This window comes from Dellaglioa kimchii (assembly GCF_046115505.1).
Taxonomy (GTDB): domain Bacteria; phylum Bacillota; class Bacilli; order Lactobacillales; family Lactobacillaceae; genus Dellaglioa; species Dellaglioa kimchii.
Map to the genome: position 1 here is coordinate 204,310 of NZ_CP170736.1, position 26,383 is coordinate 230,692.

General features: G+C 33.5%; 24 protein-coding genes, 2 tRNA genes and 1 pseudogene. 19 read left to right on the forward strand and 8 right to left on the reverse strand.

Going from position 1 to position 26,383, the window contains the following annotated elements; all coding sequences use genetic code 11:
- Window positions 1–191: 191 nt before the first annotated feature.
- The 5 genes from ACE83Q_RS00975 to ACE83Q_RS00995 all read left to right on the forward strand — a co-directional run bounded on the left by ACE83Q_RS00975 (window position 192) and on the right by ACE83Q_RS00995 (window position 6,007).
- On the forward strand, window positions 192–821 hold the full coding sequence (locus ACE83Q_RS00975) for a VanZ family protein (RefSeq protein WP_409022280.1): 630 nt from the start codon (window positions 192–194) through the stop codon (window positions 819–821).
- A 15-nt stretch (window positions 822–836) separates the two neighbouring features.
- Window positions 837–2,009 carry a class I SAM-dependent rRNA methyltransferase gene (locus tag ACE83Q_RS00980; protein WP_409022281.1) on the forward strand — a complete coding sequence of 391 codons (1,173 nt, stop codon included), beginning with the start codon at window positions 837–839 and terminating at the stop codon, window positions 2,007–2,009.
- A gap of 254 nt (window positions 2,010–2,263) precedes the next feature.
- On the forward strand, window positions 2,264–3,166 hold the full coding sequence (locus ACE83Q_RS00985; protein ID WP_409022282.1) for a GRP family sugar transporter: 903 nt from the start codon (window positions 2,264–2,266) through the stop codon (window positions 3,164–3,166).
- Between the two features lie 22 nt (window positions 3,167–3,188).
- Window positions 3,189–4,562, forward strand: coding sequence for an amino acid permease (locus tag ACE83Q_RS00990; RefSeq protein WP_409022283.1), 1,374 nt, complete (start codon window positions 3,189–3,191; stop codon window positions 4,560–4,562).
- A gap of 98 nt (window positions 4,563–4,660) precedes the next feature.
- A complete protein-coding gene (locus ACE83Q_RS00995; RefSeq protein ID WP_409022284.1) occupies window positions 4,661–6,007 on the forward strand; it encodes a glucose-6-phosphate isomerase in 1,347 nt (448 codons plus the stop codon).
- A gap of 69 nt (window positions 6,008–6,076) precedes the next feature.
- On the opposite strand, the gene ACE83Q_RS01000 is transcribed toward ACE83Q_RS00995, so the two are convergent.
- Window positions 6,077–6,625 carry a phenolic acid decarboxylase gene (locus ACE83Q_RS01000; protein WP_409022285.1) on the reverse strand — a complete coding sequence of 183 codons (549 nt, stop codon included), beginning with the start codon at window positions 6,623–6,625 and terminating at the stop codon, window positions 6,077–6,079.
- Window positions 6,626–6,735: 110 nt separating this feature from the next.
- On the opposite strand from ACE83Q_RS01000, the gene ACE83Q_RS01005 reads away from it, so the two are divergent.
- Together ACE83Q_RS01005 and ACE83Q_RS01010 are read left to right on the forward strand one after the other, a co-directional pair.
- A complete protein-coding gene (locus ACE83Q_RS01005) occupies window positions 6,736–7,269 on the forward strand; it encodes a PadR family transcriptional regulator (protein WP_409022286.1) in 534 nt (177 codons plus the stop codon).
- Window positions 7,270–7,406: 137 nt separating this feature from the next.
- On the forward strand, window positions 7,407–9,323 hold the full coding sequence (locus tag ACE83Q_RS01010) for a GH25 family lysozyme (protein ID WP_409022287.1): 1,917 nt from the start codon (window positions 7,407–7,409) through the stop codon (window positions 9,321–9,323).
- Between the two features lie 291 nt (window positions 9,324–9,614).
- Here ACE83Q_RS01010 and ACE83Q_RS01015 read toward each other — a convergent pair whose 3' ends face one another.
- Complete coding sequence (locus tag ACE83Q_RS01015) at window positions 9,615–9,815, reverse strand: cold-shock protein (RefSeq protein WP_057973786.1); 201 nt, start codon at window positions 9,813–9,815, stop codon at window positions 9,615–9,617.
- A gap of 160 nt (window positions 9,816–9,975) precedes the next feature.
- On the reverse strand, window positions 9,976–10,260 hold the full coding sequence (locus ACE83Q_RS01020; protein WP_409022288.1) for a hypothetical protein: 285 nt from the start codon (window positions 10,258–10,260) through the stop codon (window positions 9,976–9,978).
- A 684-nt stretch (window positions 10,261–10,944) separates the two neighbouring features.
- Between ACE83Q_RS01020 and ACE83Q_RS01025 the strand changes: the two genes are divergently transcribed.
- Together ACE83Q_RS01025 and ACE83Q_RS01030 are read left to right on the forward strand one after the other, a co-directional pair.
- Window positions 10,945–11,688 carry a hypothetical protein gene (locus ACE83Q_RS01025; RefSeq protein WP_409022289.1) on the forward strand — a complete coding sequence of 248 codons (744 nt, stop codon included), beginning with the start codon at window positions 10,945–10,947 and terminating at the stop codon, window positions 11,686–11,688.
- A gap of 806 nt (window positions 11,689–12,494) precedes the next feature.
- Window positions 12,495–13,241: a hypothetical protein gene (locus ACE83Q_RS01030; protein WP_409022290.1), complete on the forward strand. Its 747-nt coding sequence runs from the start codon at window positions 12,495–12,497 to the stop codon at window positions 13,239–13,241.
- A gap of 285 nt (window positions 13,242–13,526) precedes the next feature.
- Here the strand turns inward: ACE83Q_RS01030 and ACE83Q_RS01035 are convergent, their stop codons facing one another.
- Window positions 13,527–14,192 carry a hypothetical protein gene (locus ACE83Q_RS01035; RefSeq protein WP_409022291.1) on the reverse strand — a complete coding sequence of 222 codons (666 nt, stop codon included), beginning with the start codon at window positions 14,190–14,192 and terminating at the stop codon, window positions 13,527–13,529.
- Between the two features lie 213 nt (window positions 14,193–14,405).
- Window positions 14,406–14,478 (reverse strand) — tRNA-Gln (locus ACE83Q_RS01040).
- Window positions 14,479–14,989: 511 nt separating this feature from the next.
- Between ACE83Q_RS01040 and ACE83Q_RS01045 the strand changes: the two genes are divergently transcribed.
- Window positions 14,990–15,062: transfer RNA gene (locus tag ACE83Q_RS01045), tRNA-Glu, on the forward strand.
- A 71-nt stretch (window positions 15,063–15,133) separates the two neighbouring features.
- Here the strand turns inward: ACE83Q_RS01045 and ACE83Q_RS01050 are convergent.
- The gene (locus ACE83Q_RS01050) at window positions 15,134–15,472 is read right to left on the reverse strand and encodes a hypothetical protein (RefSeq protein WP_409022292.1); all 339 of its coding nucleotides are present in this window, start codon (window positions 15,470–15,472) and stop codon (window positions 15,134–15,136) included.
- Window positions 15,473–15,661: 189 nt separating this feature from the next.
- Here ACE83Q_RS01050 and ACE83Q_RS01055 point away from each other — a divergent pair, with 189 nt between their 5' ends.
- The 3 genes from ACE83Q_RS01055 to manA all read left to right on the forward strand — a co-directional run bounded on the left by ACE83Q_RS01055 (window position 15,662) and on the right by manA (window position 18,374).
- Complete coding sequence (locus tag ACE83Q_RS01055) at window positions 15,662–16,315, forward strand: histidine phosphatase family protein (RefSeq protein ID WP_409022293.1); 654 nt, start codon at window positions 15,662–15,664, stop codon at window positions 16,313–16,315.
- Between the two features lie 6 nt (window positions 16,316–16,321).
- Complete coding sequence (locus ACE83Q_RS01060) at window positions 16,322–17,332, forward strand: serine hydrolase domain-containing protein (protein WP_409022294.1); 1,011 nt, start codon at window positions 16,322–16,324, stop codon at window positions 17,330–17,332.
- A 76-nt stretch (window positions 17,333–17,408) separates the two neighbouring features.
- Window positions 17,409–18,374 (forward strand): mannose-6-phosphate isomerase, class I, encoded by a 966-nt coding sequence (gene manA / locus ACE83Q_RS01065; RefSeq protein WP_409022295.1) that lies wholly within the window; start codon window positions 17,409–17,411, stop codon window positions 18,372–18,374.
- A 53-nt stretch (window positions 18,375–18,427) separates the two neighbouring features.
- Here manA and ACE83Q_RS01070 read toward each other — a convergent pair whose 3' ends face one another.
- Window positions 18,428–19,135: a type 1 glutamine amidotransferase gene (locus tag ACE83Q_RS01070; RefSeq protein WP_409022296.1), complete on the reverse strand. Its 708-nt coding sequence runs from the start codon at window positions 19,133–19,135 to the stop codon at window positions 18,428–18,430.
- Between the two features lie 2 nt (window positions 19,136–19,137).
- The gene (locus ACE83Q_RS01075) at window positions 19,138–20,484 is read right to left on the reverse strand and encodes a MurT ligase domain-containing protein (RefSeq protein ID WP_409022297.1); all 1,347 of its coding nucleotides are present in this window, start codon (window positions 20,482–20,484) and stop codon (window positions 19,138–19,140) included.
- A gap of 213 nt (window positions 20,485–20,697) precedes the next feature.
- Between ACE83Q_RS01075 and ACE83Q_RS01080 the strand changes: the two genes are divergently transcribed.
- The 6 genes and pseudogenes from ACE83Q_RS01080 (at window position 20,698) to upp (ending at window position 26,238) form a co-directional block, all read left to right on the forward strand.
- Window positions 20,698–21,279, forward strand: coding sequence for a thymidine kinase (locus tag ACE83Q_RS01080; RefSeq protein ID WP_409022298.1), 582 nt, complete (start codon window positions 20,698–20,700; stop codon window positions 21,277–21,279).
- 45 nt (window positions 21,280–21,324) lie between these two features.
- Window positions 21,325–22,410: a peptide chain release factor 1 gene (gene prfA, locus ACE83Q_RS01085; RefSeq protein WP_409022299.1), complete on the forward strand. Its 1,086-nt coding sequence runs from the start codon at window positions 21,325–21,327 to the stop codon at window positions 22,408–22,410.
- On the forward strand, window positions 22,403–23,248 hold the full coding sequence (prmC, locus tag ACE83Q_RS01090; RefSeq protein ID WP_409022300.1) for a peptide chain release factor N(5)-glutamine methyltransferase: 846 nt from the start codon (window positions 22,403–22,405) through the stop codon (window positions 23,246–23,248). Before prfA ends, prmC begins: the two co-directional genes overlap by 8 nt.
- Window positions 23,249–23,264: 16 nt before the next feature.
- Window positions 23,265–24,248: pseudogene (locus ACE83Q_RS01095) on the forward strand (L-threonylcarbamoyladenylate synthase); the annotation flags it as partial.
- Window positions 24,249–24,281: 33 nt separating this feature from the next.
- Window positions 24,282–25,544, forward strand: coding sequence for a serine hydroxymethyltransferase (glyA, locus tag ACE83Q_RS01100; RefSeq protein ID WP_409022781.1), 1,263 nt, complete (start codon window positions 24,282–24,284; stop codon window positions 25,542–25,544).
- Window positions 25,545–25,608: 64 nt separating this feature from the next.
- Complete coding sequence (gene upp / locus ACE83Q_RS01105; RefSeq protein ID WP_409022301.1) at window positions 25,609–26,238, forward strand: uracil phosphoribosyltransferase; 630 nt, start codon at window positions 25,609–25,611, stop codon at window positions 26,236–26,238.
- The last annotated feature ends 145 nt before the right edge of the window (window positions 26,239–26,383 follow it).

The following is a 26,383-nucleotide window of genomic DNA, read 5'->3' on the forward strand; positions in this document are numbered from 1 at the left end:
GTCCTTTCGAGTATAATCAAATTAAAATCGTAACTGTAGTTTACAGTCTATATTAAATTTGTGTCAATCGATGCTAAGCTTTGTTAATGCATTTTTAACTTATTAAATTTACATGAAAAATAATGGTACATACTAAAATATCATGTTTTTATTTGTTAATATAGGAGAAGATGGAAGGTGAGGTTGAAAGAATGTTATTTTTATCAAAATTGTATGAATACGTTTTACAACATTACTCACAAGGTATTAACCACTTTCCATTAATCCATCTTATTTTTTTAAGTGTTGATAAAACAATTTTTTACATAATCGTGTATCTTGTTATTCGAGTAAGTATAGGGTTGTATCAAAAGAAAAAAATAAACTTCAGAACAGAATTTGTAAGGCTATTATTAGTCGCGTACCTCGTTTTATTAGTTGAATTAACGGTATTTAGATATGTCTATTTCCCATGGGATATCCGATTGAATTCAACCTATAATTTTCATTCTATCAATTGGACACCGTTAATTGAAACAATTAAACTGACAAATGGACAATCTTTGTTCGATTTCGTGTATAATCTATATGGTAACATTCTTTGGTTTGTTCCGTTAGGAATTATTTTACCCAGTCTAAAGCAATTTAAAAAGTATTCTCTAGTAAAAACAATGTTGGTTGGTAGTTGTTTATCAATCGCTATTGAATGTGGACAGTTTGTACTAGGATCCGGAGTTAGTGATATAGATGATATCATTTTTAATTCATTGGGTACATTGATAGGCTGTGGGCTATATCTTATCTTAAATCAAATATTAAATAAAAAAGACGTTAAAAAATAGAAGGAGTGCTAGTCATTGAGAAAAGTAGAAATTATTTCACATGCAGCAAAAAAGTTTAAAAATGGATATCCATTAATTGATAAGGAAGATTTACAAACAACTCGTGATTTTAAAGAAGGAGAATGGGTTGCATTAACGCTACATAATCAATTTGTCGCTTATGGTTATTTTGCAGAACAAAATCGTGGGGATGGCTGGATTTTTTCACGAAATGAAGAATCACGTATTGATGAAGATTTTTTCTCAAAATTATTTAATAACGCTCGAATGAACCGTAAATCATTATTTACTAATAAGGAGACGAATGCCTTTCGTTTCTTTAACGGTGAAGGTGAAGGTATCGGTGGATTAACAATTGATTATTACGACGATTATTATGTATTTACTTGGTATAGCTTAGGTCTTTACCAACACAAAGATATGATTTATAGTGCCTTTTCTAATGCAGTTACAAGTTATAAAGGTATTTATGCTAATCTTCGTTACGATACAAAGGGTGAACCATCAACATTCAAAGTTCGTGGAAAAGACGCACCTACGCCGCTTATTGTTCAAGAAAATGGCCTTCAATTTGCTGCATATCTTAATGAAGCAACGACAGGACTTTTTTTAGAACAACGTGAAATGCGTAAAGCAATTATGAATAAATATGCTGAAGGAAAACTTGTGTTTAACGGATTTAGTAATACAGGTGCAACATCAGTTGCTGCATCTGTAGGTGGCGCACTTAAAACAGTTAGTGTAGATGTGAATAATAAAAATATTGATCGTACAAAAGAACAATTTGTACTTAATAATATTGATCCTGAAAAACAAGAAATTCGTGGAATGGATGTTTTCGGCTATTTAGATTATGCAAAGAAACATCATATTAACTATGATTTAGTTGTTTTGGATCCACCAAGTTTTGTACGATCAAAGAAAAGAACATTCTCAGTTCAAAAAGATTATGTTCAACTTGCCGAAGATGCTATCGATATTACACAAAAAGATGGTGTTATCATGTTCTCAACTAATTCGGCAGGATTGACGCTCAAAAAATTAAAAGAACAAATCACAGAAGCTTTTGCTAATAAGAATCGTTCATTTACATTACTTGAAACATTCCGTTTATCGAGTGACTTTGTAACAAACAAGGAATATCGTCAAGGTAATTATTTAAAAACGTTAGTTATTAAAGTTGATTAATTAAAAAACAATCCTATTTATTATTAAATAGGATTGTTTTTTTTCGTAAAATATAAAAAATTCATAAAAACAAAATGCTTGTAATTAAACGTTTATGAGTGTTTTTGATGGATTTCGAATGTAACCCGTTTCAAATGTTGCTAAAGCTATCATCAAATTTTTGTTTTAAGGGTTGTAAATACGGTTACTTTACTGCTAAAATAGTTAAATCGCGAAAAAGAATAAAAGAGAGAGAGTAGAGGATTTAATTAATTATGATTATCTTAATGGCAGTAATCCCTGCAATTGCATGGGGTAGTATTGGACTTATAAGTGGAAAACTTGGCGGAACTGCCAACCAACAAACAGTTGGTATGACATGGGGTGCCTTGATTTTTGGAATTGCTATTTATGGTATTTATCAACCAGAAATGGACACAAAAGTCTGGATTATTGGTATCGTTTCTGGTTTATTTTGGAGTTTAGGTCAAAATCAACAATTCCATGCTATGAAAGCAATCGGAATCTCAAAAACAGTTCCTGTTTCAACAGGCTTACAGTTAGCTGGTAATGCGTTGGCAGGTGTCATACTATTTAATGAATGGAAGACAACTCAAATGGTTGTGATTGGTACTATAGCGATGATCGTTATTATTGCTGGTGCTGCTTTGACATCATTGAGAGATAAAAAAAATTCAGTTCTATCTGATTCAGAAAAAAATGAGAATACTGCTGCTGGTGTACGTGCTATTATTTTGTCAACAATTGGTTACGTAGGTTATACAATTGTTGTTCATTATGCAACAGTGGGCATGACTGCTGATGAATCACGTGCATTTACAATGGCAACAATTTTGCCACAAGCTGTTGGTATGGTTATAGGTGCTGGTTTTGTTGCGCTTATTGCAAATGAAGTTATTATGCACTCATCAACTTTTAAAAATGTATTAACGGGACTTATTTGGGGCGCTGGTAACATCTTTATGTTCTTATCAATTCCTAAATTAGGTCAAGCTGTTAGTTTTTCATTTTCTCAAATGGGAGTGGTTATTTCAACATTCGGTAGTATCTACTTATTAGGAGAAAAGAAGACTAAGCATGAGATGATTTATGTCACACTTGGATCAATATTTGTTATTTTAGGTGTTATTATGTTAGGAATTATGAAAACTTTATAAAATGGTGAAGGAGTGTTAATCGATGGATTTAAGGAAAAAAGAATTTGCGACAACTCATCATGTTAGTAAATTAAAAAGGACCCTTAAAACCGGTGATCTCATTCTTTTAGGGTTAGGTGCAACAGTTGGTACAGGTATTTTCGTTGTTACGGGGAATGCTGCCAGTCAAGAGGCTGGTCCTGCCCTTATTTTGTCGTTTATTATTGCCGCAATTGCAGTTATAATGAACGGCTTTTCTTATGCAGAATTTTCATCAAGAATACCAGTTTCTGGTGGTTCGTATAATTATGTTTATGTTATTTTTGGTGAGTTTATAGCCTGGTTCGTCAGTTGGTTTACCATTTGTGAATATATTCTAGCGGGGGCTTCTGTTGCCTCAGGTTGGTCTGCGTATATGCAGGGGTTCTTGATAGGGCTTAATATCCACCTGCCTGTTGCGCTGAGTGCATCGTATAATGCAGCAAGAGGGTCATATATCGATATTATTGCTGTTATAATTACGTTAGTCGTTACATGGTTAACAACATTTGAAGCAAAAAAGGCACTACGTTTAAGCAAAATAATGGTATTTGTAAAATTTGCGATTATTCTTTTATTTATAGTAGTGGGTGTTTTTTACATTAAACCTGGTAACTGGCAACCCTTTATGCCATTTGGTACAAGTGGGGTAATGAGTGGGGCCGCATTAGTATTTTTTGCCTTTTTAGGGTTTGAATCTATTGCGATGGCATCAGACGAAGTAATTGATCCGCAAAAGACAATTCCAAAAGGAATTATTGGTGCGATAAGTATTTCTGCTATTTTTTATATTATTGTTACGTTAGTATTAACCGGAATTGTCCCGTATACACAATTAAATGTTAGTGATCCAGTTGCATTTGCGATGCGATTTGTAAATCAGAGTATTATTGGAAATATAATCTCGGTAGGTGCAATAATAACGCTTCTAAGCGTCTTAATTGCATTAGCCTATGGATTATCAAGAATGATTTATTCAGAGGCGAGAGACGGACTATTGCCCCAATACTTAGCAAAAATTAGCGATAAGACGAATGCACCCAAAGCAGCATCATGGACAGTCGGTATTTTTATCGCGATTGCAAGTGGATTAGTTTCTATTGAAAGTTTGGCCAAATTGACTAATATTGTTACGTTAACCGTACTTGTTATTTTGGCTTTGGCATTAATAAGTTTAAGGAAACAATTTGGTGAACCTAGTAAAGGCCAATTTAGAGTTCCATTTGTACCATTGTTACCAATCTTGTCTATAATTATTTCAGTCTATTTGATGATTCAGTTACCGATTAATATCTGGGTTGCCTTTCTAATTTGGATTATTTTAGGATTAGTTGCTTACTACGGTTACGGATATTCTCATAGTAAACAAAAAAAATAACGGAATTTGTAATTAAAGTTCTGTTTGACTGTTATATTTTCTACTAAGTATTGTATAATGTAAGTTGTTAAATAAAGAATATGAGGGAGATAATTAAAATGGCACATATTTCATTCGATAGTTCTAACTTATCAAAATTCGTCCAAGACAATGAACTTGGCGAAATGCAAGCACTTGTTACTGCAGCAGATAGTGAATTACGCAACGGTACAGGGGCAGGTAGTGATTTCCGTGGATTTTTAGATTTACCTAAAGACTACGATAAAGAAGAATTCGCTCGTATTAAAACTGCAGCTAAAAAAATTCAATCTAATTCAGAAGTTTTAGTCGTTATCGGTATTGGTGGTTCATATTTAGGTGCTCGTGCAGCTATTGAATTCTTAAACCATACATTCTATAACTTATTACCAGCTGAAAAAAGAAATGCACCTCAAATCTTATTTGCTGGAAATTCAATTAGTCCTTCATACGTACATGATTTAGTAGATTTAATTGGTGATCGTGATTTCTCAGTTAATATTATTTCTAAATCAGGTACAACAACAGAACCTTCAATTGCTTTCCGTGTTTTCAAAGAAAAATTAATCGCAAAATATGGTAAAGAAGAAGCTAACTCACGTATCTATGCTACAACTGATCGTAAAGTTGGTGCTTTAAAAGTTGAAGCTGATGCTGAAGGCTATGAAGCATTTGTTATTCCTGATGATGTTGGTGGCCGTTTCTCAGTTCTTACTGCTGTTGGTTTATTACCAATTGCTGCTTCAGGTGCTGATATTGATGCCTTGATGCAAGGTGCTGAAGATGCACGTGTTGAATATTCAGATGCTGATTTAACAAAAAATGAAGCATACCAATATGCAGCTTTACGTAATATTTTATACCGTAAAGGTTACACAACTGAAATTCTAGAAAACTACGAACCAAGTTTACAATATTTCTCAGAATGGTGGAAACAATTGATGGGCGAATCTGAAGGTAAAGATCAAAAGGGTATTTACCCATCTTCAGCTAACTTCTCAACTGATTTACATTCATTAGGCCAATATATTCAAGAAGGCCGTCGTAACTTGATGGAAACTGTAATTAATGTGGGAACTCCCGTTAATGATACTGCTATTCCTGAAGAAGAGGGCGATCTTGATGGCTTAGGCTACTTAGAAGGTAAGACAATGGACTTTGTTAATACAAAGGCTTTCCAAGGTGTTGTTTTAGCACATACTGATGGTAATGTTCCTAACATGATTTTGAACATTCCTACACAAGACGCTTACACATTAGGATATACAATTTACTTCTTTGAAGCAGCTGTAGCTGTATCTGGTTACTTGAATGGAATTAACCCATTTAACCAACCAGGTGTTGAAGCATACAAAAAGAACATGTTTGCCTTACTTGGTAAACCTGGCTTCGAAGACCTTTCAAAAGAATTAAATGCACGTCTTTAAGATAAAAAATTTATAAAATAAAAATCGTCTGAACTTTTAAAAGTTCAGACGATTTTTATTTGGAATAAATTAGTTCTTTTTGATCATTTTGTAATTTTCGTCATAATATTTACCATTACGAATATCATCTGGCATACCAGCGTAAGGTTCTTCGTTGATAACGTCTTCGTTATTTTGACCGGCATCACCAATGTAAGTGATTGTAGCAAATTCTGGGACAACCATTTTAGGATATGTTTCGTATTTTTCACGAGATTCTTCCATCAAATCGATATGGTCATTTTGGTAAGTAACTGTAATTTCAGGATGTTCTTGAACCCATTTAGGGAAGAAGATTGTTCCGTTAATTTTCATTTCGTTAGGTAAGAAATCTAGAGCGACATCAGTACCTGTAGGTTCTGTCCAAGCAATTTTATAAATACCTTCAGTAAGCATAACGATGTGAGCTTCTTGATCAGTTACCCAACGTCCAGCAACCATACCACCATGGATACGGTAGTCAACAGTATGATCATTTTTAGCGTACCATTCATATTCCCAACCGTTATCGTAAGTATATACAAAATGTGTACCTAAGAAATCATCTAGTGTTTTAAACTTTTTTTCTGTATTTGTCATAATTTTTGTTCTCCTTTAAAGTGTTTGTTTATACATGTAAAAGTTTACATGTTTTTGTTTACTTGATTATAGTATACTGATAAGTATTAAAAGTCAAGTTAAGGGGAAAAATGGCAAAAAAAAATAAATTACAATATATTATTTTAGGATTATTAAATCAAGAACCATTATCGGGGTACGATATAACTAAAGCATTTACGACTGATATTGGAGAATTTTGGCAAGCAGGACATAGTCAAATTTATCCTGCTCTTAAAATAATGGAAAAAGATGGATATATTACGCATGAAATTGAAATAGCAGGTACTAAGTTAGAAAAGAAAATATATTCTATTACATCACAAGGTAAAAAAGTTTTAATGGATTGGTTAGTATCAGATAGTGGGGAATTGAAACCGATTAAAGACGAATTTATTTTGAAACTTTATTTTATTAAAAATAAAGATGATGTTCAATTACAGCAAAGATTAATTGAGCAATTACAGTTACATCAAGTGAAATTAGATCATCTTGAAGGAAGAATGAAATTAATTTTTTTCTCAGAAGAAGAAATTAACAAACAATATGGTCATTATTTGATTTTAGATCATGCAATTGAACGAGAAAAATACTGTGTTAAGTGGTTTAAAAAGTATCTTAATTAAATAATAGACGCTTATAAAACGTCTATTATTTTTTTATTGAAGGTCTTTTTTCTAATCTTAATCTTTTTGACTTATAAATTATGCTAAAATATGGTTATTAAACAAAAAATAAAAGGGCGGTTTCTATTTTGAAAAGAATGACGAAATATGTATTATTTTTATCTAGTGTGATAGTAGGTATTGGTATCGGAGCATATCAGGCCTCGGCTAATACTTCGAAGCCTGAAGGTGTGATGGGGTCAAATGTACCTGAATCATTAGTTAAATCAGCATCTTTATTGAGTAAATCGGCTACAAATCGCGATAATTCAATTCCTGATTTATCAGAATTTCAAGGGTCATTTACAGATGCACAAGCTAAAGTATTAAAGAAAAATTTTAAATTTATTATTTTACGTGTTCAATATGGTTCAAATCGTAAAGATTTAGTGATTGATCATAATATTGCGATGATGAAGAAATATAATATTCCATATGGTGTTTATTCATTTAGCCAATATGAAAATGTTGCTGATGCTAGAGTAGAAGCGAAAGACTTATATAACCGTGCTAAGGATGCTAAGTTCTTTGTCAATGATTATGAAGATCAAACGGTTACGAATGCTAGCAAAGCAAATACTAACGCCACAACAAAAGCCTGGGCTGATGAGATGGCTAAATATGTAGGTAATCGTAAAATTATACTTTACTCTTATGCTAGTTTTATGAAAACATATGCCAGTACGGCTGTTAACGCATATGATGGTTTTTGGTTAGCTGCATACCAAAGTAATGAGCCAATGGAAACAAGTCATTCGTTATGGCAATATACAAGTAATTTTACAAATCATGGTCTATCAGGGGTTGGAAACATTGATGCAAGTATCATGTCTGGTAAAAATGCTGATTGGTTTTTAAGTACATCAACAACTAACAAACCAACAGAAAGTACACCACCCACGAACGCAGCTGGGAAAGCACAAAGTTATAATGAATTAGTTTCAATTAAAAAATCTGGATATAATGTTTGGGGTAATTTTAGTTGGAATAAAGTTAAAAGTACGACAACCGGAAAAATTGGAAAAGTTTATAGCGCAAAATATTACTATAATCACAGTAATGGTAACAAATATTACTCATTATACGATAGTAAAGGCAAATGGGCTGGATATGTAAATAGTAATGCAATGGAGGTTGCTTCAGCTAAAGAATTTAAAGCAACCGCTAAAATTACTAAACGTGATTATACTATCTGGAGTAATTTTTTCTATACGTCAGCAAAAGGAACAACAGCTAATTATTATGGTCAAAACTTAAATGTCAGATACAGATATACATTGGGTAATGGTAACGTCTATTATTCACTTTATAATAATGCAGGTACATGGTTAGGTTATATGAATAGTAATGCTTCAAATTTAGTTTATTCATCATATGATAAGATTGTTTCTGTTAAAAATAGCTATACTATCTGGGGTAATTTTAATTGGACAAGTAAAAAAGGATCTACAGTTACTAACTCCGGACAGACATACAATGCTAAATATGCGTATAAGATTAATGGTAATACGTATTACTCACTATATAATGCTAATAATGTTTGGAAAGGCTATGTTAACAGCAATGCTACGAATACCTTAGTAGCCAAATCATTGAAGGCTAAGGTTAAAATTAGCGATAAAGGTTATAATGTCTGGGGTAATTTCTTGTGGTCATCTAAAAAAGGAACTTCTAGTAATTACTATGGTCAAACATATAATGTTAGATACAGATATACTACAGGAAACGGAAATATTTACTACTCACTTTATAACGATGCCGGTAAATGGATGGGTTATGTGAATAATAAAGCAACTAGCCATATTTATACTAAATACAATAAAATTGTCTCTGTTAAAAGAAGTTATGATATCTGGGGTAATTTTAATTGGACGGTAAAAAAAGGGTCAACTATAGCTAACTCAGGTACGAAATATACAGTAAAATATGCTTATTCAATTAATGGCAATAAATATTACTCGATATACAATGCAAATGGTAAATGGCAAGGATATGTAAACAGCAACGCATTTTAAATGAAAATAGTTCTAAGTTAATTGTTGTTGATGAATTATGATATTGAAAGACAGTGTGACTTAAAAATGCCTCATAATCGTTAGACCTACGTCTAATAATTATGAGGCATTTTTTTATATTGATAAATTTAAAGTTGATTTTGAACGCAACCTAAAGTGCATGGTGGGAACCGGATGATAAATAATTATTTAATTTAAAAATACAGTCATACAACAGCAGCTGATGAGAGGGTATACGGTTATTATTGCAAAAAAAAAACCTACCCGAAGGTAAGTTTTAAAGGCTTATAATTAAGCTTTAACAACGTTAGTTGCTTGTGGTCCACGATCAGAATCTTCAACATCGAAAGTAACTGCTTGGCCTTCGTCAAGTGATTTAAAACCGTCACCTTGGATAGCTGAGAAATGAACGAAAACGTCGTCGCCAGATTCGCGAGTAATAAAACCAAAACCTTTATCTGCATTAAACCATTTTACTGTACCTTGTTCCATAATATGAAACCTCCATGTGCTGTAAGCACTAATATATTTTGCATTTGTTGATTGAACTATTAAAAAGAAGTGTGTTCATAAATGAAACAAATCACCTTTAAATAACCGAACCATAAATACATAAGTTTAATATACCATCTAATGACGATTAATGCAAATGTTATTTGCTCGATTTAGTGTGTTTTTTAAGATAATGCAGTAATTCTGTTTCATTACGAAATTCATGTGGGCTAACTTGATTATGAAGTCGAATCGTAATTTTATTAATTTTGATTCGACCAGTCCAAGTATACGTGTATTCAACGATAAATCTATTATTGAGATCATCCTCATCTAAGCCAAAATTAAGTACGTAAATATGATCTGGAACCATTAACGGATTGAGATGTTCTTTATCGTAATAAATTTTGTTTGCTCTTAAGAATTTTTTTGTCTTACTTAACATAGTGTATAAACCTCCAAACTATTATTATAGTGTATTCAAAATGAAGGAGACAGAATTGAATCGGGGATTTAAGTTGCTGTCACTTTATTAATTTAAGTACCATCATTAAAATATCTCATTTAGTATATCATAAATAGAACATAAAATGAGAAAATACTATATAAATCATTCGGAAAAATTGACAATAAACAAAAACATGTTAAGGTTATAGTAGCTCAATATTAATATTCTTAGTATAAATTATTCAGTTTGATGATTTCTATTCATTTATTCACGCTGGCGCAACCAAGGAGTTGCAAGGATGTAAAGTAGGTAGGGTTACATCGTTTAGAAGTAGAATTAGTAACTTATTTTAAAATTAATTAACTCAAAATTAAATATAAATATTCAGTGAGAAGGCTACCAGCAGAATTTGTTGGTAGCCTTCGTCAATTAAAAATAAATATAGTATTAAAAATTAAGATCGGGTATGAATGTTAGAATCTTTAAAATATAACCCTTTATTACTTTATTGAAGTATTTAGAGTTTGCATACGAAGGAGGTAGGTATTGTTTACCTGCTTTTTTTAGTGTTTAATATGTGAGTATATGAAAGCAAATTAAGGGAGGCATTACGACTAAAAAATATTTGAGTCGTAAAAAAAGGTTAAATAATTAATTTTAAATTTTGGTTAAGGAGATTCTATGAGTTCTAAACAACGATTATGTCCTATTTGTAGCACGTCTTACGAAAAAGATGCTAAACTCTGTTCAAAATGTGGCTTTAACTTAGCACGTAAAAGTTTTGTTAATGAATCAATTGATATCGAAGAACGCCAACGACAGGTTAGTCAAAAACGTCATAATAAGCGATGTCCAACATATATTTTTCTTTTTATTGCTTTGTTGAGCAGCGCTGTAATTGGCTGCATCTGCTCGGGTTATTTTACTGCACAAACAACGTCAACGATATCTATTAAATCAGAGGACTATTCCAGTCAATCTGATGAGTCGACCACATCACAAAATCAAGCTTCTTCTAGTACAGTTTTTTCGGAATCAACTCATAAAAAATATGTGATTTCAAAAACTGATATGACTAAAATTAAAAATTTAGAACAGCGCCTCACGATAACTCAACAACATATTATAGCTTATATGTACTGGTTAGAGGTTTCCGGTCAATCTTTAAACTCTGATGGTCAAAAGGATAATCAGGATGAATTTTCAGCTGATTTAATTGGCGAACATCGTTGGGCGCTTTATAAAGGGAGTCTAATTGAAGTTAATTACCAATATGAAAATCATCACTATGCCTTCTTGATGAATCATGATATGGATCCTGAATCTCCAGATACGTTAGATATGCTTTATAAGCGATATACCAGTGTCCCTAGTTACCGAAAAACCTATAAAAAAATACAAAAAGAATGGCGGAATTATGAATAAAGATAGGTTATCTAATTATTTGAGTATAGTGATTAGATAAACACATCAGTTTTTAAATTTAGTTATTCCGGCATTTTCGATTCCCTGAAGAGAACGTATATATTTAACTTTGAGTGTAAAATAATTTAATTGAAATGATAAAAATGAACATCCTGGGGTCTAAAAATATTAGCCAAAATTTAGAAAAGTAAATCCGAAAGATATAGTAAACTCCGAAAAAAAGAATTATTTTCATGCCAGGGGGGGCTAATAAATATGTCCCTGGTATAGTAATTAAAGTTTATAAATTAGTGAATATAATCATAAGAAAAAAGGCAGTACATTTTGCGTGCGCCCCAGGTTAAAAAAGTGATTATGTTGAAGCTCTGAAAACAGTGGCATTACTAATAATAGATGTGTCTCCCTAATATAAAATGGCTAAGAAATAACCTAAACTATTTACGACGGTTCATCATGCATGGCATGCTTAAAAGCACGACCCCAATGAGTAGCTAGATTGAAAGCATGGTAGATGAATATGAGAAAGTTCGGGATGGAACTGGAAAAAGTTAGTAGAACTTGGGATATTTGAAGGGAGCGGAACTATCAAATATCAGTGTTGGAGAAGTGCTGATATTGTAGCGCGGAGAGAGAGGTGCCTTATTACTTTACTGAAATATTTAGAGCTGGTAAGCTGCTAGTAATTAACGATAATTAAATATATAGTTTTGTTTTTATAGTATTGAAATATAGTTTGGATAAATAATGTTTACCTATTTTTTTAATGGTTAATTGAACATATAAATATGAAAACACCGGAGGATAAAATGGCAAAGACATATTTAAGTAAAGGAACGAGAACGAAGCATACCTATGAATTTTATAAAGATAGACAAGATAATCCACAATGGAGAGACGACTTTTTAAGGGTTAGATTAATAAGAAGGCGTATGATAATTTTGCGATTATTATTTGTAATACTTGTTATAGGAATTATTGGCGTTTTGGGGTCCCATCTCATTGGAAAACGAACTACTAAAAGTGACCATAACGCTATGGTAAGTTCTAGCACTAGTTCTTTAGTGAAACAAAGTGAATCTAATAGTACCAATGGTGGAACAAATGAGTCATCTTCAGTTAACAGTAAGGAAGACCAGGAAACGATAGTGGGAAAATATTCAGTTCCTATAGAAAATCTAAATGGTAAGAACTTTAAAGGGTATTATCGTGATGCGCTTGGTACGGGAGAAGATACTAGCCTATTATTTTCTCTTAATAATCAATCTGGGGATGGGACTATGACGGAGACATTAAAATTGAAAAGTGGAGAATCTGTGATAAATAAATATGTGGCACATTATCAAGAAATTGAAACAAAAAAAATTAGTGCTCAGAATGATCAGGAAGTACAAAGTAAAAATACAAGACAAGTAAAAGTGAATACTGAGATAGTGGTGGATGAATCAGATAATAATAGTAGACGTATATACTATGCATTTAGTAATAATTCTGGTGGTATCACGGTTAGCCTTGCAGGTCGAGATACATATGGAATCACTGATTATTGGGGATGAGTATGCCTTTAAGCATTCACATAGTGGTGCTTTTTTGTATCCTAAATCAGAAATAATATTACAGCCTATGGTAGACAAAGTAATTTTTTATGAATTCTATTTTTGTACTACTATTTAGAAATAAACAGATTAATGAATAAATTGTAAAATTTATCAGCTATTCAAAAGAGATGTTAGCGTGATGATTCTTAGGTATAAAAAGTGAAATTAGAGGTATATAATCCGATGGTAAGTTCTTAGCTAGTTTATAGTCAATTTTATTGATTTTCTTATTTTTGAGACACCTTAATTGGTGTCTTTTTTTATTATTTCATTTTTTTCAATAATAGTATCGTTACTTGAATTATTCAATGCCTTTTGTTCGTATGTATTTCCATCTTTTTTGGCCCGATATATTAAAGATCTTTTCTTAAAATAATGGTAGATATTCCATCTATTCACTTTTTTAGGCAAACTAGGGCGTTTAATTAAATCGTGGTCACTTGGCTTGTAATAATACATGTTATTATAAATATCCCAAAAATAAATATAGTATATGACCCTACTTTTTTGTTTCTTATCATTAGAAAATTGAGTGTTCTTGTCATGTATCAATTCATTGGTAGTGATATTGATAATATCAGATGTTTCTAAACTTAGAATTGGTTGTGCCACTAAAATATTTCCAGTAGTATTATTTTTTAATATAACAATTCCCCAAAAAACAGTTCCTTTACCATTATTTTCCAAAGAAATTCTATTAGTTAATTTAGTAGTTCTGCTGTCTACAACCCTACTATTAAAATGGATACTAGTTTCAAATAAATGTGGTACTGATTTATCATAAGTTTTTTTACTGATACTATATCCAGCAACTGCAGTTATTAATGATGCAAAGGCTAATAGAGGTATTGAATGCTGAATTATTGTATAGTTCCATGCGCTAAGTAGTAAATTTATAACAAATTTCAATATAGTACCTCTTCCTAGTCCAATATTGCTTAAGCAAATAAAAAAAGAACACCATCTATATCAGTGTTCTAATCACGCCCTGCAAACTTTATTATTATGTTTCTCGTGGCTCACTACTCATGTAAATAGGTGAAAATGAATGATAACCCATTAAATAGAAAACCTTCAGTACCAAGTGTTTTGAAAGCCTGTGATAATGGCTGACAAGTAAAATTGGGTAAGTAGGGATCGAACCTACAGATTGCGGATTCAGAGTCCGGCGCCTTACCAGTTTGGCTATTACCCAAGAATAATTAACTTCCTAATTTTAGCGATATAACGGTCTTTTGTCAAATAGAAAATAGTAATATTTTGTTGAAACAATAAGAAATAGTAAAGATGATTAATTATTGATAAAGAAAAGTGACGATTACTTTTCTAATTGATACATAACGTTATAATGAAGGACATAAAGATTGTGCTATGTAGAGAAAGTACAAATGAATAAATTAAGCTAAAGTTTTGCACATTTTATTAAGTTATTATTCTATAGATGAGTTTGAGGCGAACGTATTGGAAATAAAACTAAGACGTGAATTAAAAAAGTTATACATTAGATTGTTGATTGCGTGTGTCACAACGTTATTGATAGGCACCACGAAGGTTCTCCTAAAATATGAATGGTTATCTTTTGTTATGTGGGCTGCTGCATTGTACTGTCTCGGTTTGTATCTGTATTGTTGTTTTATTCAATTTTTAATTTGGCATAAAAATCATTGACATCAAATCTATATGGGTTATACTTAAAAGAGTATTTTTGCCCAATGGTCAAATTGGTTAAGACGTCGCCCTCTCAAGGCGGAATTACGGGTTCGAGCCCCGTTTGGGCGATAAAAGATGTAATTAATTAGAATATTAAAAAAAGTGATTAAGTAGGGTAACCTGCTTAATCACTTTTTTGTTTAGACATTTTGTTCAAATGAAAGTTCAATTAAATATTTGTCATGATGTGTTAGATACACGGTTGTTACCCAGACGTCCATATAGTCAGGGATGGAATGATCTAATTTATCGTTAAAGTAATCTAATAAATCACCGTGTTTTGAAACAAAATCATCAGTGAGACGATTAACAGTTAGTTTATCTGGTAAAAAATAAATATCAGAATCAGCTACTTTGACGCTTCCTGGTATGATGAGGGTTATTGAATTAGTATAGGTTAAGCGTGAAAAGAAAACGTCTTCTGGATGTCGTCTGACATAAGATAAGACAAAGAATATAGAATCTGAATTACTAGCCATAAGTGACACTCCCCATCTAAATGATTTACTTCATTATACCAATTTAAACGAAAATGTTTAGAATTATTTTACTATAGTTGCAGACAGACTAAATTTAAAATTATATTTTAGGTTTTTACTTAGGTAAAATCTCAATGGTAGCGTATACTTGAAGGTGCAAATATAAACCATTTTATGGAGGTGCAGGCGATGAAGACAGTTCATTTTTATTTAGTAAGACATGGTCAAACACGATTGAACAGATTAAAGAGGCTACAAGGCGTGACTAATTCTCGTCTGACACACAAGGGGCGAGAGGCAGCTAGAAATTTGGGAACACAATTAAAAGATGTCTATTTTGAAGCCGTGTACACAAGTGACTTAAAAAGAACGCAAGATACTGCGGACTTTATTCTTGAAAAGCATGACTCTTCGTTTGAATTTCAACCATTAAGAGGACTTCGAGAAGTCGATTTTGGTCGACTAGAAGAGATGAAAAATAAAGATTTAATTCCAATGCTTGTTAAAAAATTTGGTTTTTTTAAAGTGAGTCAGGCCGTTTTAGGGCATAATCGCTTTAGAAACTTAGTAAATATGTTCGCAGAGCTTGAAGGAACTAGCCAAGCTGAAACATATGATAAGATGACTAGTCGAATAATTGATACATTAACGGACATTGGTAATCAGTACCAGACGCAGGGAGGAAATATTTTAATTGTGTCTCATGGTCTTGTGTTATCAAGTTTTATTGACAGCTTAGAAAAAAATCAACTTCCAACGATGCTCTTGAAGAATGCTAGTGTTAGTAATGTTGATTTTAAAAAAGGTAAATTTACAATTGTGAAGATTAATCAAAAGGGGTGATTACGATTGCTATATCCTAAAACGATAAATAAAATTCGACAGTTAGTTAATGATGGTATTGTTCCTGGTGCTTCATATGGGGTTATCCATCATAATACAATTAGCAATCAAAACTATCTGGGATATTCGCAATTAGTCCCTGAAACTGAACAATTGACTGATAATGCACTTTACGACATTGCATCACTAACTAAGGTGATAGGAACAACAACTCTTATTTTAAAATTACAAGAAGAGGGTCGTTTGAATGTTGATGATTCCGTAAAAAAATACCTACCAAATTATCAGGATGAACGGGTGACTTTACGGCATATGTTGACGCATACGGCAGATTTTCAAGGGTATATTAAAAATCGAAATCAATTATCGGAACCAGATTTAAAACAAGCACTATTCGGACTAAGTAATGGTGAAAATCTTGGAAAAAAAGTTATTTATAGTGATATCGGACTAGTTTTTTTAGGATATATTATTGAAAGTATTTTAAAAATTCCTGTTCAGCAAGCATTGCAGCAAGAAGTTTTAAATCCCTTAGGATTAACTGATAGTACTTTTAGTCCAAATATCTCAAGAAGTGTTCCAACTGAGATTATTCCTGACCTAGGTCTTTTAAAGGGAATTGTTCATGACCCCAAAGCACGGATTTTAAAAGAACATTGTGGATCAGCAGGGCTATTTTCCACCGTATCCGACTTGTTACGATTTATGCAGTGGTTTATGTCAGATGGTCCTGAACGTCCAGTATTGCGGCCAGAGACGACGAAAATGTTATTCTCAGATCAAACCCCTACAAGAAGCTTGGGTCGTTCACTTGGCTGGGATCTTCGAGGAGATGGCGATTGCTTATCTGTCTATCATACTGGTTTTACAGGAACATTTATGATAATGGATCAATCCATGCAAGATGGGTTGGTTGTCTTAACAAATAGGGTACATCCGACGAGTGATAATAGTCTCTATTTGACAAAACGAGACAAAATTATAGAAAGTTTTTTAACGGAAAAAGCTGGATTGTAACCGATTAACATTCAAAAATGTAACCGCTTATGATAAAATAAACCAATAATATGTTTAACGAAGGAGAAAGCAACTAATGACAGAACCTTTATTCTTAAAACCTGTACTACAAGAAAAAATTTGGGGTGGTGATCATCTTAAAACGGTCTTTGGATATGATATTCCAAGTAATCATACTGGTGAACTTTGGGCTATTTCCGCACACTCACATGGCCCAAGTACTGTTTTGAATGGTCCATTTGCTGGCAAAACATTGAATGAAGTCTGGGATTCAAATCGTGAAGTTTTTGGTAATGCTAAAGGGGATGTTTTTCCACTTCTAACTAAAATTTTAGATGCTAATCAAGATTTATCAGTTCAAGTACATCCGGATGATACTTATGCAATGCAACATGAGCATGAACTTGGTAAAACGGAATGTTGGTATGTTATTTCAGCCGAACCTGGGGCAGAACTTATTTATGGGCACCATGCTAAAACACGTGAAGAATTAGCGGAAATGATTCATGACGAAAGATGGGATGATTTATTTACGCATGTACCTGTTAAAGCGGGAGATTTCTTTTATGTTCCTAGTGGCACAATCCATGCCATTGGTTCTGGTGTGATGGTCCTTGAAACGCAACAAAGTAGTGATACAACATATCGTGTTTACGATTTTGACCGTGTGGATGCAACAACGGATAAGAAGCGTGACTTGCATATTCAACAATCGATTGATGTTACTAATGTGCCTAATAAAGTTCCTGAACTCGATATTCAAACAAAAATGGTCGGGGATGCCAAAGTAACAACCTTTGTTAAAACACCATTCTTTAGTGTTTATGAATGGTTGATTTCAAACGGATCAGCAAATTTTAAAAGAACAGTCGCACCTTATACCCTTGTTTCAGTTTTAAAAGGTGAAGGTCAGATTAAAGTCGATGATAAAACATATGATTTAAAAATGGGTATGCATTTTATTTTACCTAATGAAGTTAAAGAATGGACAATTACGGGTGATATGCAAATTATTGCATCAGAACCTGGAGAAAAAGCATAAAAAAATAAAGATTTAAACAATAATATACTATTGTTTGAATCTTTATTTTTTTACTAAAATGTTGGTTCGATAACGAGTGCTTCTTGTTGACTAAAATCAACATCTGGATATTTACGATGCAACGCAAGCAGTAGTAGACGTTTAGCTAATTCACCATTTCTTGTTAAGATTGGGCCATGGAAATATGAACCAAAAACGTTTTTGTAAATGACACCTTCTGAAGCATCACTACCATTATTACCTTTACCTTTTAACACTTTACCAAGTGGTCGTTCATCTTTACCGAGGAAGGTCATTCCGTTATGATTTTCAAAACCATGGTAAGTTTCACCGGTATCTTCATTTTGAATCGTAATATCTCCGATAAAACGATTGTCATCTTGTGTCTCTGTATAATGACTCATTGCACCAATGCCAGGAATTTTTTCACCATCAGCACCGACATAATATTGACCAAGTAATTGGTAACCGCCACAAATTGCGAGAAGGGGACCGTTATCTTCAATATAGTCGGTTAAGGCCTCTTTTTTGTCTTGAATATCTTTTGAGACAATTTTTTGTTCGAAATCTTGTCCACCACCAAAGAAAGTTAAGTCAAAATGATCTTTGTCAAAGGGTTGATCTAAACTGATGACTTCAGTTTGTAAGTCAGTATCCATTTGCTTGGCATAATATTCTAATACCAATAGGTTACCAACATCACCATAAGTATTCAATAAGTCACCATATAAATGGGCGACGTTTAAATGATATTTTGCCATTATTACATGCCCTCCTTGATATAACCATCATTAGCGAGTGATTTACGCAACTGTAAAACAGCTGTATAAGTGGCTAAAACGTAAATATGTTTTGTGGGGAAGGTTTTAAGTTGTTCGATAACTTTAGCAATGTCAGGTTCTTTAATTAATTGTTCATCTTTGACACCAGCAACCTTAAAACGGAATGAAACATCTTTATAACGTTCGCCACCAGTCATGAATTGAGGAATGTTCATTTGTGTTAATTGTTCGAAATTCCCATCCCAAATCCAACTCGTATCAATACCATCTGCATAATTTGCATTCAATAAGAAGGCCAATGAGAATGGCTCTGTATCTGTTGCAATCATATCTAGTACCTGATCGAGGCCAACTGGATTTTTAACTAAGACTAAGGTAATGTCTTTGTCTTCAACATGGATGACTTCTTGTCGACCAAAGACTTGCTCATCGTCTTCACTTAATGTATTACTAATTGTTGCAGGACCAACATTGAAGACACGACCAACTGCATAAGCAGCAAGGGCGTTGTAGATGTTATATAAACCGCCGACATGAATTTCCATAGGTTGTCCATCAACTATAAAGTGAGATGATGTGGGTGTTTGTTCCAAAAGTGATGTCAATTGGTAGTCTAATTTTGGACGACTAAAATGACAGTTTGGACAATAATATTTCCCGAGATTAGCATACGTACGGGTTTTATAATGTAAGATATGTTGACAAACCGGACAAAGAATCCCATCAGTATTCGTAGGTGCTAAACTTTCGGTTTCCTCTTCATGATTAAAACCGTAGAAAACAAAAGGATTTGGTAATTCAATTGAATGGAAAATGGGTGCATCACCATTTGCAATAATTGTTGCATTGGGTGCTAATTTAATCCCATCAATAATTTTTTTGTAAGTTGTATAAATTTCACCATAGCGGTCCATTTGATCACGGAAAATATTTGTTAAAACAAATGCTTTAGGCGTGATGTATTGGGTGACTTTAATGACATTTGCTTCATCAACCTCAAGAATAGCAAGAGGACGCTCATTTTTTTTGCGCTTATCCGTTAGAAATGCTGTGATAATACCTTGTTCCATATTTGATCCAGCAGAGTTTGTTAAGATATGGTCATATTTAGCACCTAAAACCTTAACTGTTAAGGCAGTTGTTAAGGTTTTACCGTTGGTTCCAGTGATGACAATAACGTCATAATTAGCACCTAATGTTTTTAAAATTTCTGGATCTAACGCGGCAGTTATTTTGCCGGGTAGAGAGCTACCACCTTTTAGAAAGGTGTGCAAAAACCAATATGATGATTTCCCTGCGACAGTTGCTATTGAGCTTTTTATCGTCATTAAAATATCCTCCGTTTACAGAAAATTGACTACATAGGATAGAATCCACGTCATAGCCTACTTTACTGAATTTATATTATGTCTATAATAGCATAATTACAAAATTCTACATATAAAATGCCTAATATTAAGAAAAAATTTTTATTTAATGAAATCCAAGCTTAAATCGGATATACTTAAAGACGGAAATCTGAAAAACAGAAGAGGTTTATTATGGCGCAATTATTTTTTAAATACGGTGCAATGAATAGTGGTAAGACAATTGAAATCTTAAAAGTTGCGCATAATTATGAAGAACAAAATAAATCAGTTATTATTTTAACAAGTGGTGTGGATGACAGGGATGGTGTTGGATTTGTTTCAAGTCGAATTGGGTTGAAACGTGAGGCGACACCTATTTTTGAAGAAACAAATGTCTTTGATTTAGTTCAACAGACTAATTCAAATGCTGCTTGTGTTTTAATAGACGAATCACAATTTCTAAAACAAGCACATATTATTCAATTAGCTAAAATTGTGGATGAATTAAATATTCCAGTTATGGCCTTTGGGTTAAAGAATGATTTTAAAAACGAATTGTTTGAAGGATCAAAATATTTATTATTATATGCTGACAAGATTGAAGAAATGAAAACAATTTGCTGGTTTTGTCATAAAAAGGCCATCATGAATTTACGTATTCATGATGGTAAACCTGTATATGCTGGCGAACAAATTTTAATAGGTGGTAATGAAGATTATTATCCAGTATGTCGTAAACATTATAACAATCCGTTGATGACACAATTACAATAATCAGATAGACTAGAAAGATAAAGAATTAAGAGGAGACAATATAAAATGGATGAAATGTATGATCAATTACAATCAGTTGATGATCGCTATGAAGAATTAGGCGAATTATTGTCTGATCCTGAGATTATTTCAAATAATAATCGTTTTATGGAATTATCAAAAGAAATGGCAAGTATCCGCGAAACAGTTGAGAAATATCGCCAATATAAAGTTGTTGTTCAAGAACTTGCAGATGCTGAAGAAATGCTAGGCGAAAATTTAGATTCTGAAATGGCTGAAATGGCTAAAGAAGAATTATCTGACGCAAAGAAAGCAAAAGCAGCTTTAGAAGAAGAAATTAAGGTACTATTAATTCCTAAGGATCCTAATGATGATAAAAATATTATCATGGAAATTCACGGCGCTGCCGGTGGGGATGAAGCTAGTTTATTTGCTGCAGATTTATTCTCAATGTATTCTAAATACGCTGAGAAGCAAGGTTGGACTGTTGAAATTGTGGATAAAAATGTGACTGAAGTCGGTGGCTTTAAAGAAATTGTCCTGTTGATTAATGGTGATAGCGTCTTTTCTAAACTGAAATATGAAAGTGGTGCACATCGAGTTCAACGAATTCCATCAACAGAATCAGCTGGACGTGTGCATACTTCTACTGCAACAGTAGGTGTTATGCCTGAAGCAGAAGATGTTGAAATTGAAATTGATGCAAAAGATATTAGAACGGATGTTTATCGTTCTTCTGGTGCCGGTGGACAACATGTTAATAAGACGTCATCTGCTGTCCGAATGACCCATTTACCAACAAACATTGTTGTAGCTATGCAAGATGAACGTTCACAACAACAAAATCGTGAAAAAGCTATGAAAATTTTGAAGGCTCGAGTTTATGATTTCTATTCACAACAAGAACAAAGTGCTTACAATGAAAATAGAAAATCAGCCGTTGGATCAGGGGACCGTTCAGAACGAATTAGAACCTATAATTTCCCTCAAAATCGTGTGACTGATCATCGAATTGGATTATCATTAAATAAACTAGATCGCGTTATGAATGGTGAACTTGAAGAAGTAATTGATTCATTGATTTTATATGATCAAACACAAAAAATGGAAAAGTTGCAAGAAAATGACTAATCCAACCTACTACGAAGCCTTGAAATGGGCTTCTTTGTGTATAGAGGAACATAAGTTAGAAGTTGAAAGTGGGCAGTGGCTATTATTAGAGCGACTAGGATGGTCAACGACTGATTTGTTAATGAATTATCAAACAAAAATGCCAAAAAATGAGTGGCAACAATATCAGATAGATATTCAGCAATTTTGTGATGGAATGCCGGCACAATACATTGTTGGTCATGCCTACTTTTTTGGTATGCAGTTGAAAGTGACCGAAGCAACCCTTATTCCGAGACCTGAGACGGAAGAATTGGTAGAATGGATGTTGGAGACGTTACCTGCTAATGAGAAGTTAATAATTGCTGATATTGGAACCGGTTCTGGAGCAATTGCGATTGCTTTAAAACAACAGCGACCAAATTGGCAAATCTTTGCAAGTGATATTTCTAAAGAAGCGATTACGGTTGCCGAAAAAAATGCACAAGCACAGCAAGTTGATGTAACATTTTTGATTGGAGATCTGACAGAACCTATTCATGAATTGAAAGTGGATGTCATCGTGTCTAATCCACCATACATTGCCGAAAATGAGCGAGATGTGATGGATAAAAGTGTGATTGAACATGAACCGCAAGTCGCATTATTTGCAGCTGAAAATGGTCTAATCTTGTATCGAAGAATGATAGAAGAGGTGGCTCGCTTTACGCAAAAACCAAGAGATATTTTCTTTGAAATAGGGTATCAACAAGAAAACGCCGTGATAAAGTTGTTAACAAACGCATTTGAAAATGCAGAATTAATAGAAGGAAAAAAAGATAGTTTTGATAATCAAAGAATGATTCACGCAAAATTATAAAAGGGGTGTTGAGTTAATGGAAACAATTATTTATCAACCTAATGAAATAGAAACTGCTGCAGAGTTATTAAAGCAAGGACAATTGATTGCGTTCCCAACTGAAACAGTGTACGGATTGGGTGCCGATGCGACAAATGAAGAGGCAGTCAAACAAGTGTATGCTGCAAAAGGTCGACCAAGTGATAATCCACTAATCGTACACGTTGCCGATGTAGAGACAGTTCGGGAATATGCACAACCACTTACTGCCAATGTGGAAAAGTTAATTAAAACATTTTGGCCGGGTTCATTGACGCTTATCCTTAAATTAAAAGCAGGAGCTCTTTCAAAGACTGTTACAGGCGGTTTAGAAACTGCAGCCTTTAGAATGCCAGATAACAAAGTTACATTAGATTTTATTATTAAGTCGGGCGTTCCAATTGTTGGCCCTTCAGCTAATACTTCAGGTAAACCTAGTCCAACAATGGCAGAACATGTTGCTCATGATTTGAATGGTAAAATTGCTGGTATCATTGATGATGGGCAAACAAAAGTAGGGGTGGAGTCAACTGTCTTAGACATGAGTACAGATGAACCAACAATTTTGAGACCTGGAGCAGTTACTCAGTCACAAATTGAGTATGTAATTGGACACGTTAGTGATGATACACATGAAGTTGCCGAAGGAGAAACACCAAAAGCACCTGGGATGAAGTATCGACATTATGCACCAAGAGCACAAGTTGCGATTGTTGATTCAACACAAAATTGGTCAGATATTTTAGACTGGGTCGCTAAACAAGATATTGCAATCGGATTAATGGCTAAAGAAGGTCAAATTGATACGGATCAGATACCTAAGAATAGTGGCTATTCTTCTTTAGGAAAAACAATCGAGTCAGCGAGTCAATCACTTTTTGACGGCTTACGCTACTTCGATGACAACCCTAATGTTCAAATGATTTTAGTTGAAGGGTTTGATAAAAAGGGATTGGGTGTTGCTTACATGAACCGTCTTGAAAAAGCAGCAAGTAGCCAAAATATTGTTGAACTTATGGACGCTGAAAAAGTGAAATATAAACAACAGGATAAAGAATTGTGGGATGCAATCGCTCATGAAGAAAAACGCCAAGAGGACAATATTGAATTAATTGCGTCTGAAAATATCGTTTCTGATGCCGTACGTGCTGCACAAGGTAGCGTGTTAACCAATAAGTATGCTGAAGGGTATCCTAATAAGCGTTACTACGGGGGTTGTGAGTATATTGATGTAGTTGAACAATTAGCTATTGATCGTGCTAAGGCACTATTCCATGCTGAATATGCCAATGTACAACCACATTCTGGTTCACAAGCTAATATGGCCGTTTACCAGGCATTTTTAGAACCTCAAGATAAGATTTTAGGAATGAAATTAAACGACGGTGGACATTTAACGCATGGTTCACCAGTAAATTTCTCAGGTGAATTGTACAATTTTGTTAGTTATGGTGTTGATTCTAAAACAGAACGTTTAAATTATGATGCTATTCGAGAAATAGCGCTTAAAGAAAAACCTAAAATGATTATTGCCGGAGCCTCAGCTTATAGTCGAATGATCGACTTTACAAAATTTAGATCAATCGCTGATGAAGTTGGCGCCTATTTAATGGTAGATATGGCTCATATTGCTGGTCTTGTAGCTACTGGACTGCATCCAAATCCCGTAGATGTAGCTGATGTTGTTACGACAACAACGCATAAAACGTTACGTGGCCCTCGTGGTGGAATGATTCTTGCTAAAGAAAAATATGCTAAAAAACTAAACTCGGCAGTTTTCCCTGGTACACAAGGCGGCCCACTTGAACACGTAATTGCTGGGAAAGCGGCAGCATTCTATGAAGCAGCGCAACCAGCATTTACGGCATATATGTATCAGGTTGTTCAGAATTCACAAGCAATGGCCGGTGTGTTTGCACAGTCAGATTTAGTGAGAGTTATTTCTGGTGGAACTGATAATCACTTAATGAACTTAGATGTAACACCTTCTGGGTTAAATGGAAAAGAAGTTCAAAACTTATTAGATCGTGTTCATATTACTGTGAATAAAAATACAATTCCAAATGAATCATTGAGCCCATTTAAAACGTCTGGAATTCGAATTGGGACGCCAGCAATTTCTACTCGTGGGTTTGACAGCGAAGACGTAAAAGTGATTGCAATTCTAATTCTATACGCAATTCAATTTCATGATGATGACGATAAATTAGCCGAAATTGGTTCGCAAGTTTTAGCATTATCTAAAAAGCATCCTATTTCACAAATTAAATACGTTTAAGACTAGTATTTTAGGTAATAATTCGCTAAAATAGAATAGACTAAATTTAAGGGAGTGTTTCGTAATGGGCAAATTTCAAGTGATGGACCATCCGTTAATTCAACACAAATTAACGATTATACGTGATAAGAACTGTGGTACAAAAGAATTTAGAGAAGTTGTTAATGAAATTGCTGAACTAATGGTATATGATGTTTCTCGCGATTTTGCTTTAGAAGATGTTATCGTTGAAACACCTATGGGTAAAACAACACAAAAAACATTGGCTGGTAAGAAAATTGCTATTATCCCTATTTTAAGAGCCGGTTTAGGGATGGTTGATGGTATTTTGGAATTATTACCAGCAGCTAAAGTTGGACATATTGGTATGTACCGTGATGAAACAACATTCCAACCAACAGAATATTTTGTAAAAATGCCTGAAGATATTGCTAGTCGTGATCTCCTTGTAGTAGACCCAATGCTTGCTACTGGTGGTTCTGCTATTATGGCAGTTGATGCATTAAAGAAGCGTGGCGCAAAAACAATTAAGTTTGTTTGTCTTGTTGCGGCTCCAGAAGGTGTTGCAGCTTTACGTGAAAAACATCCTGATATTGATATTTATACAGCAGCACTTGATGATCACTTGAATGAAGATGGCTACATTGTCCCAGGTTTGGGCGATGCAGGTGATCGATTGTTTGGTACGAAATAAATTAAATGAATGGCCCTTAGAATGCTTACGCGTAAGCCGTCTAGGTGTCATTTTTTTTAATGTGAAAAAAAACTCAAAATAAGTCAGAATTTCTTTTGTATTTTATTTCAATTGGTGGTATGATTTCTTTTGTAATTGGAGAATA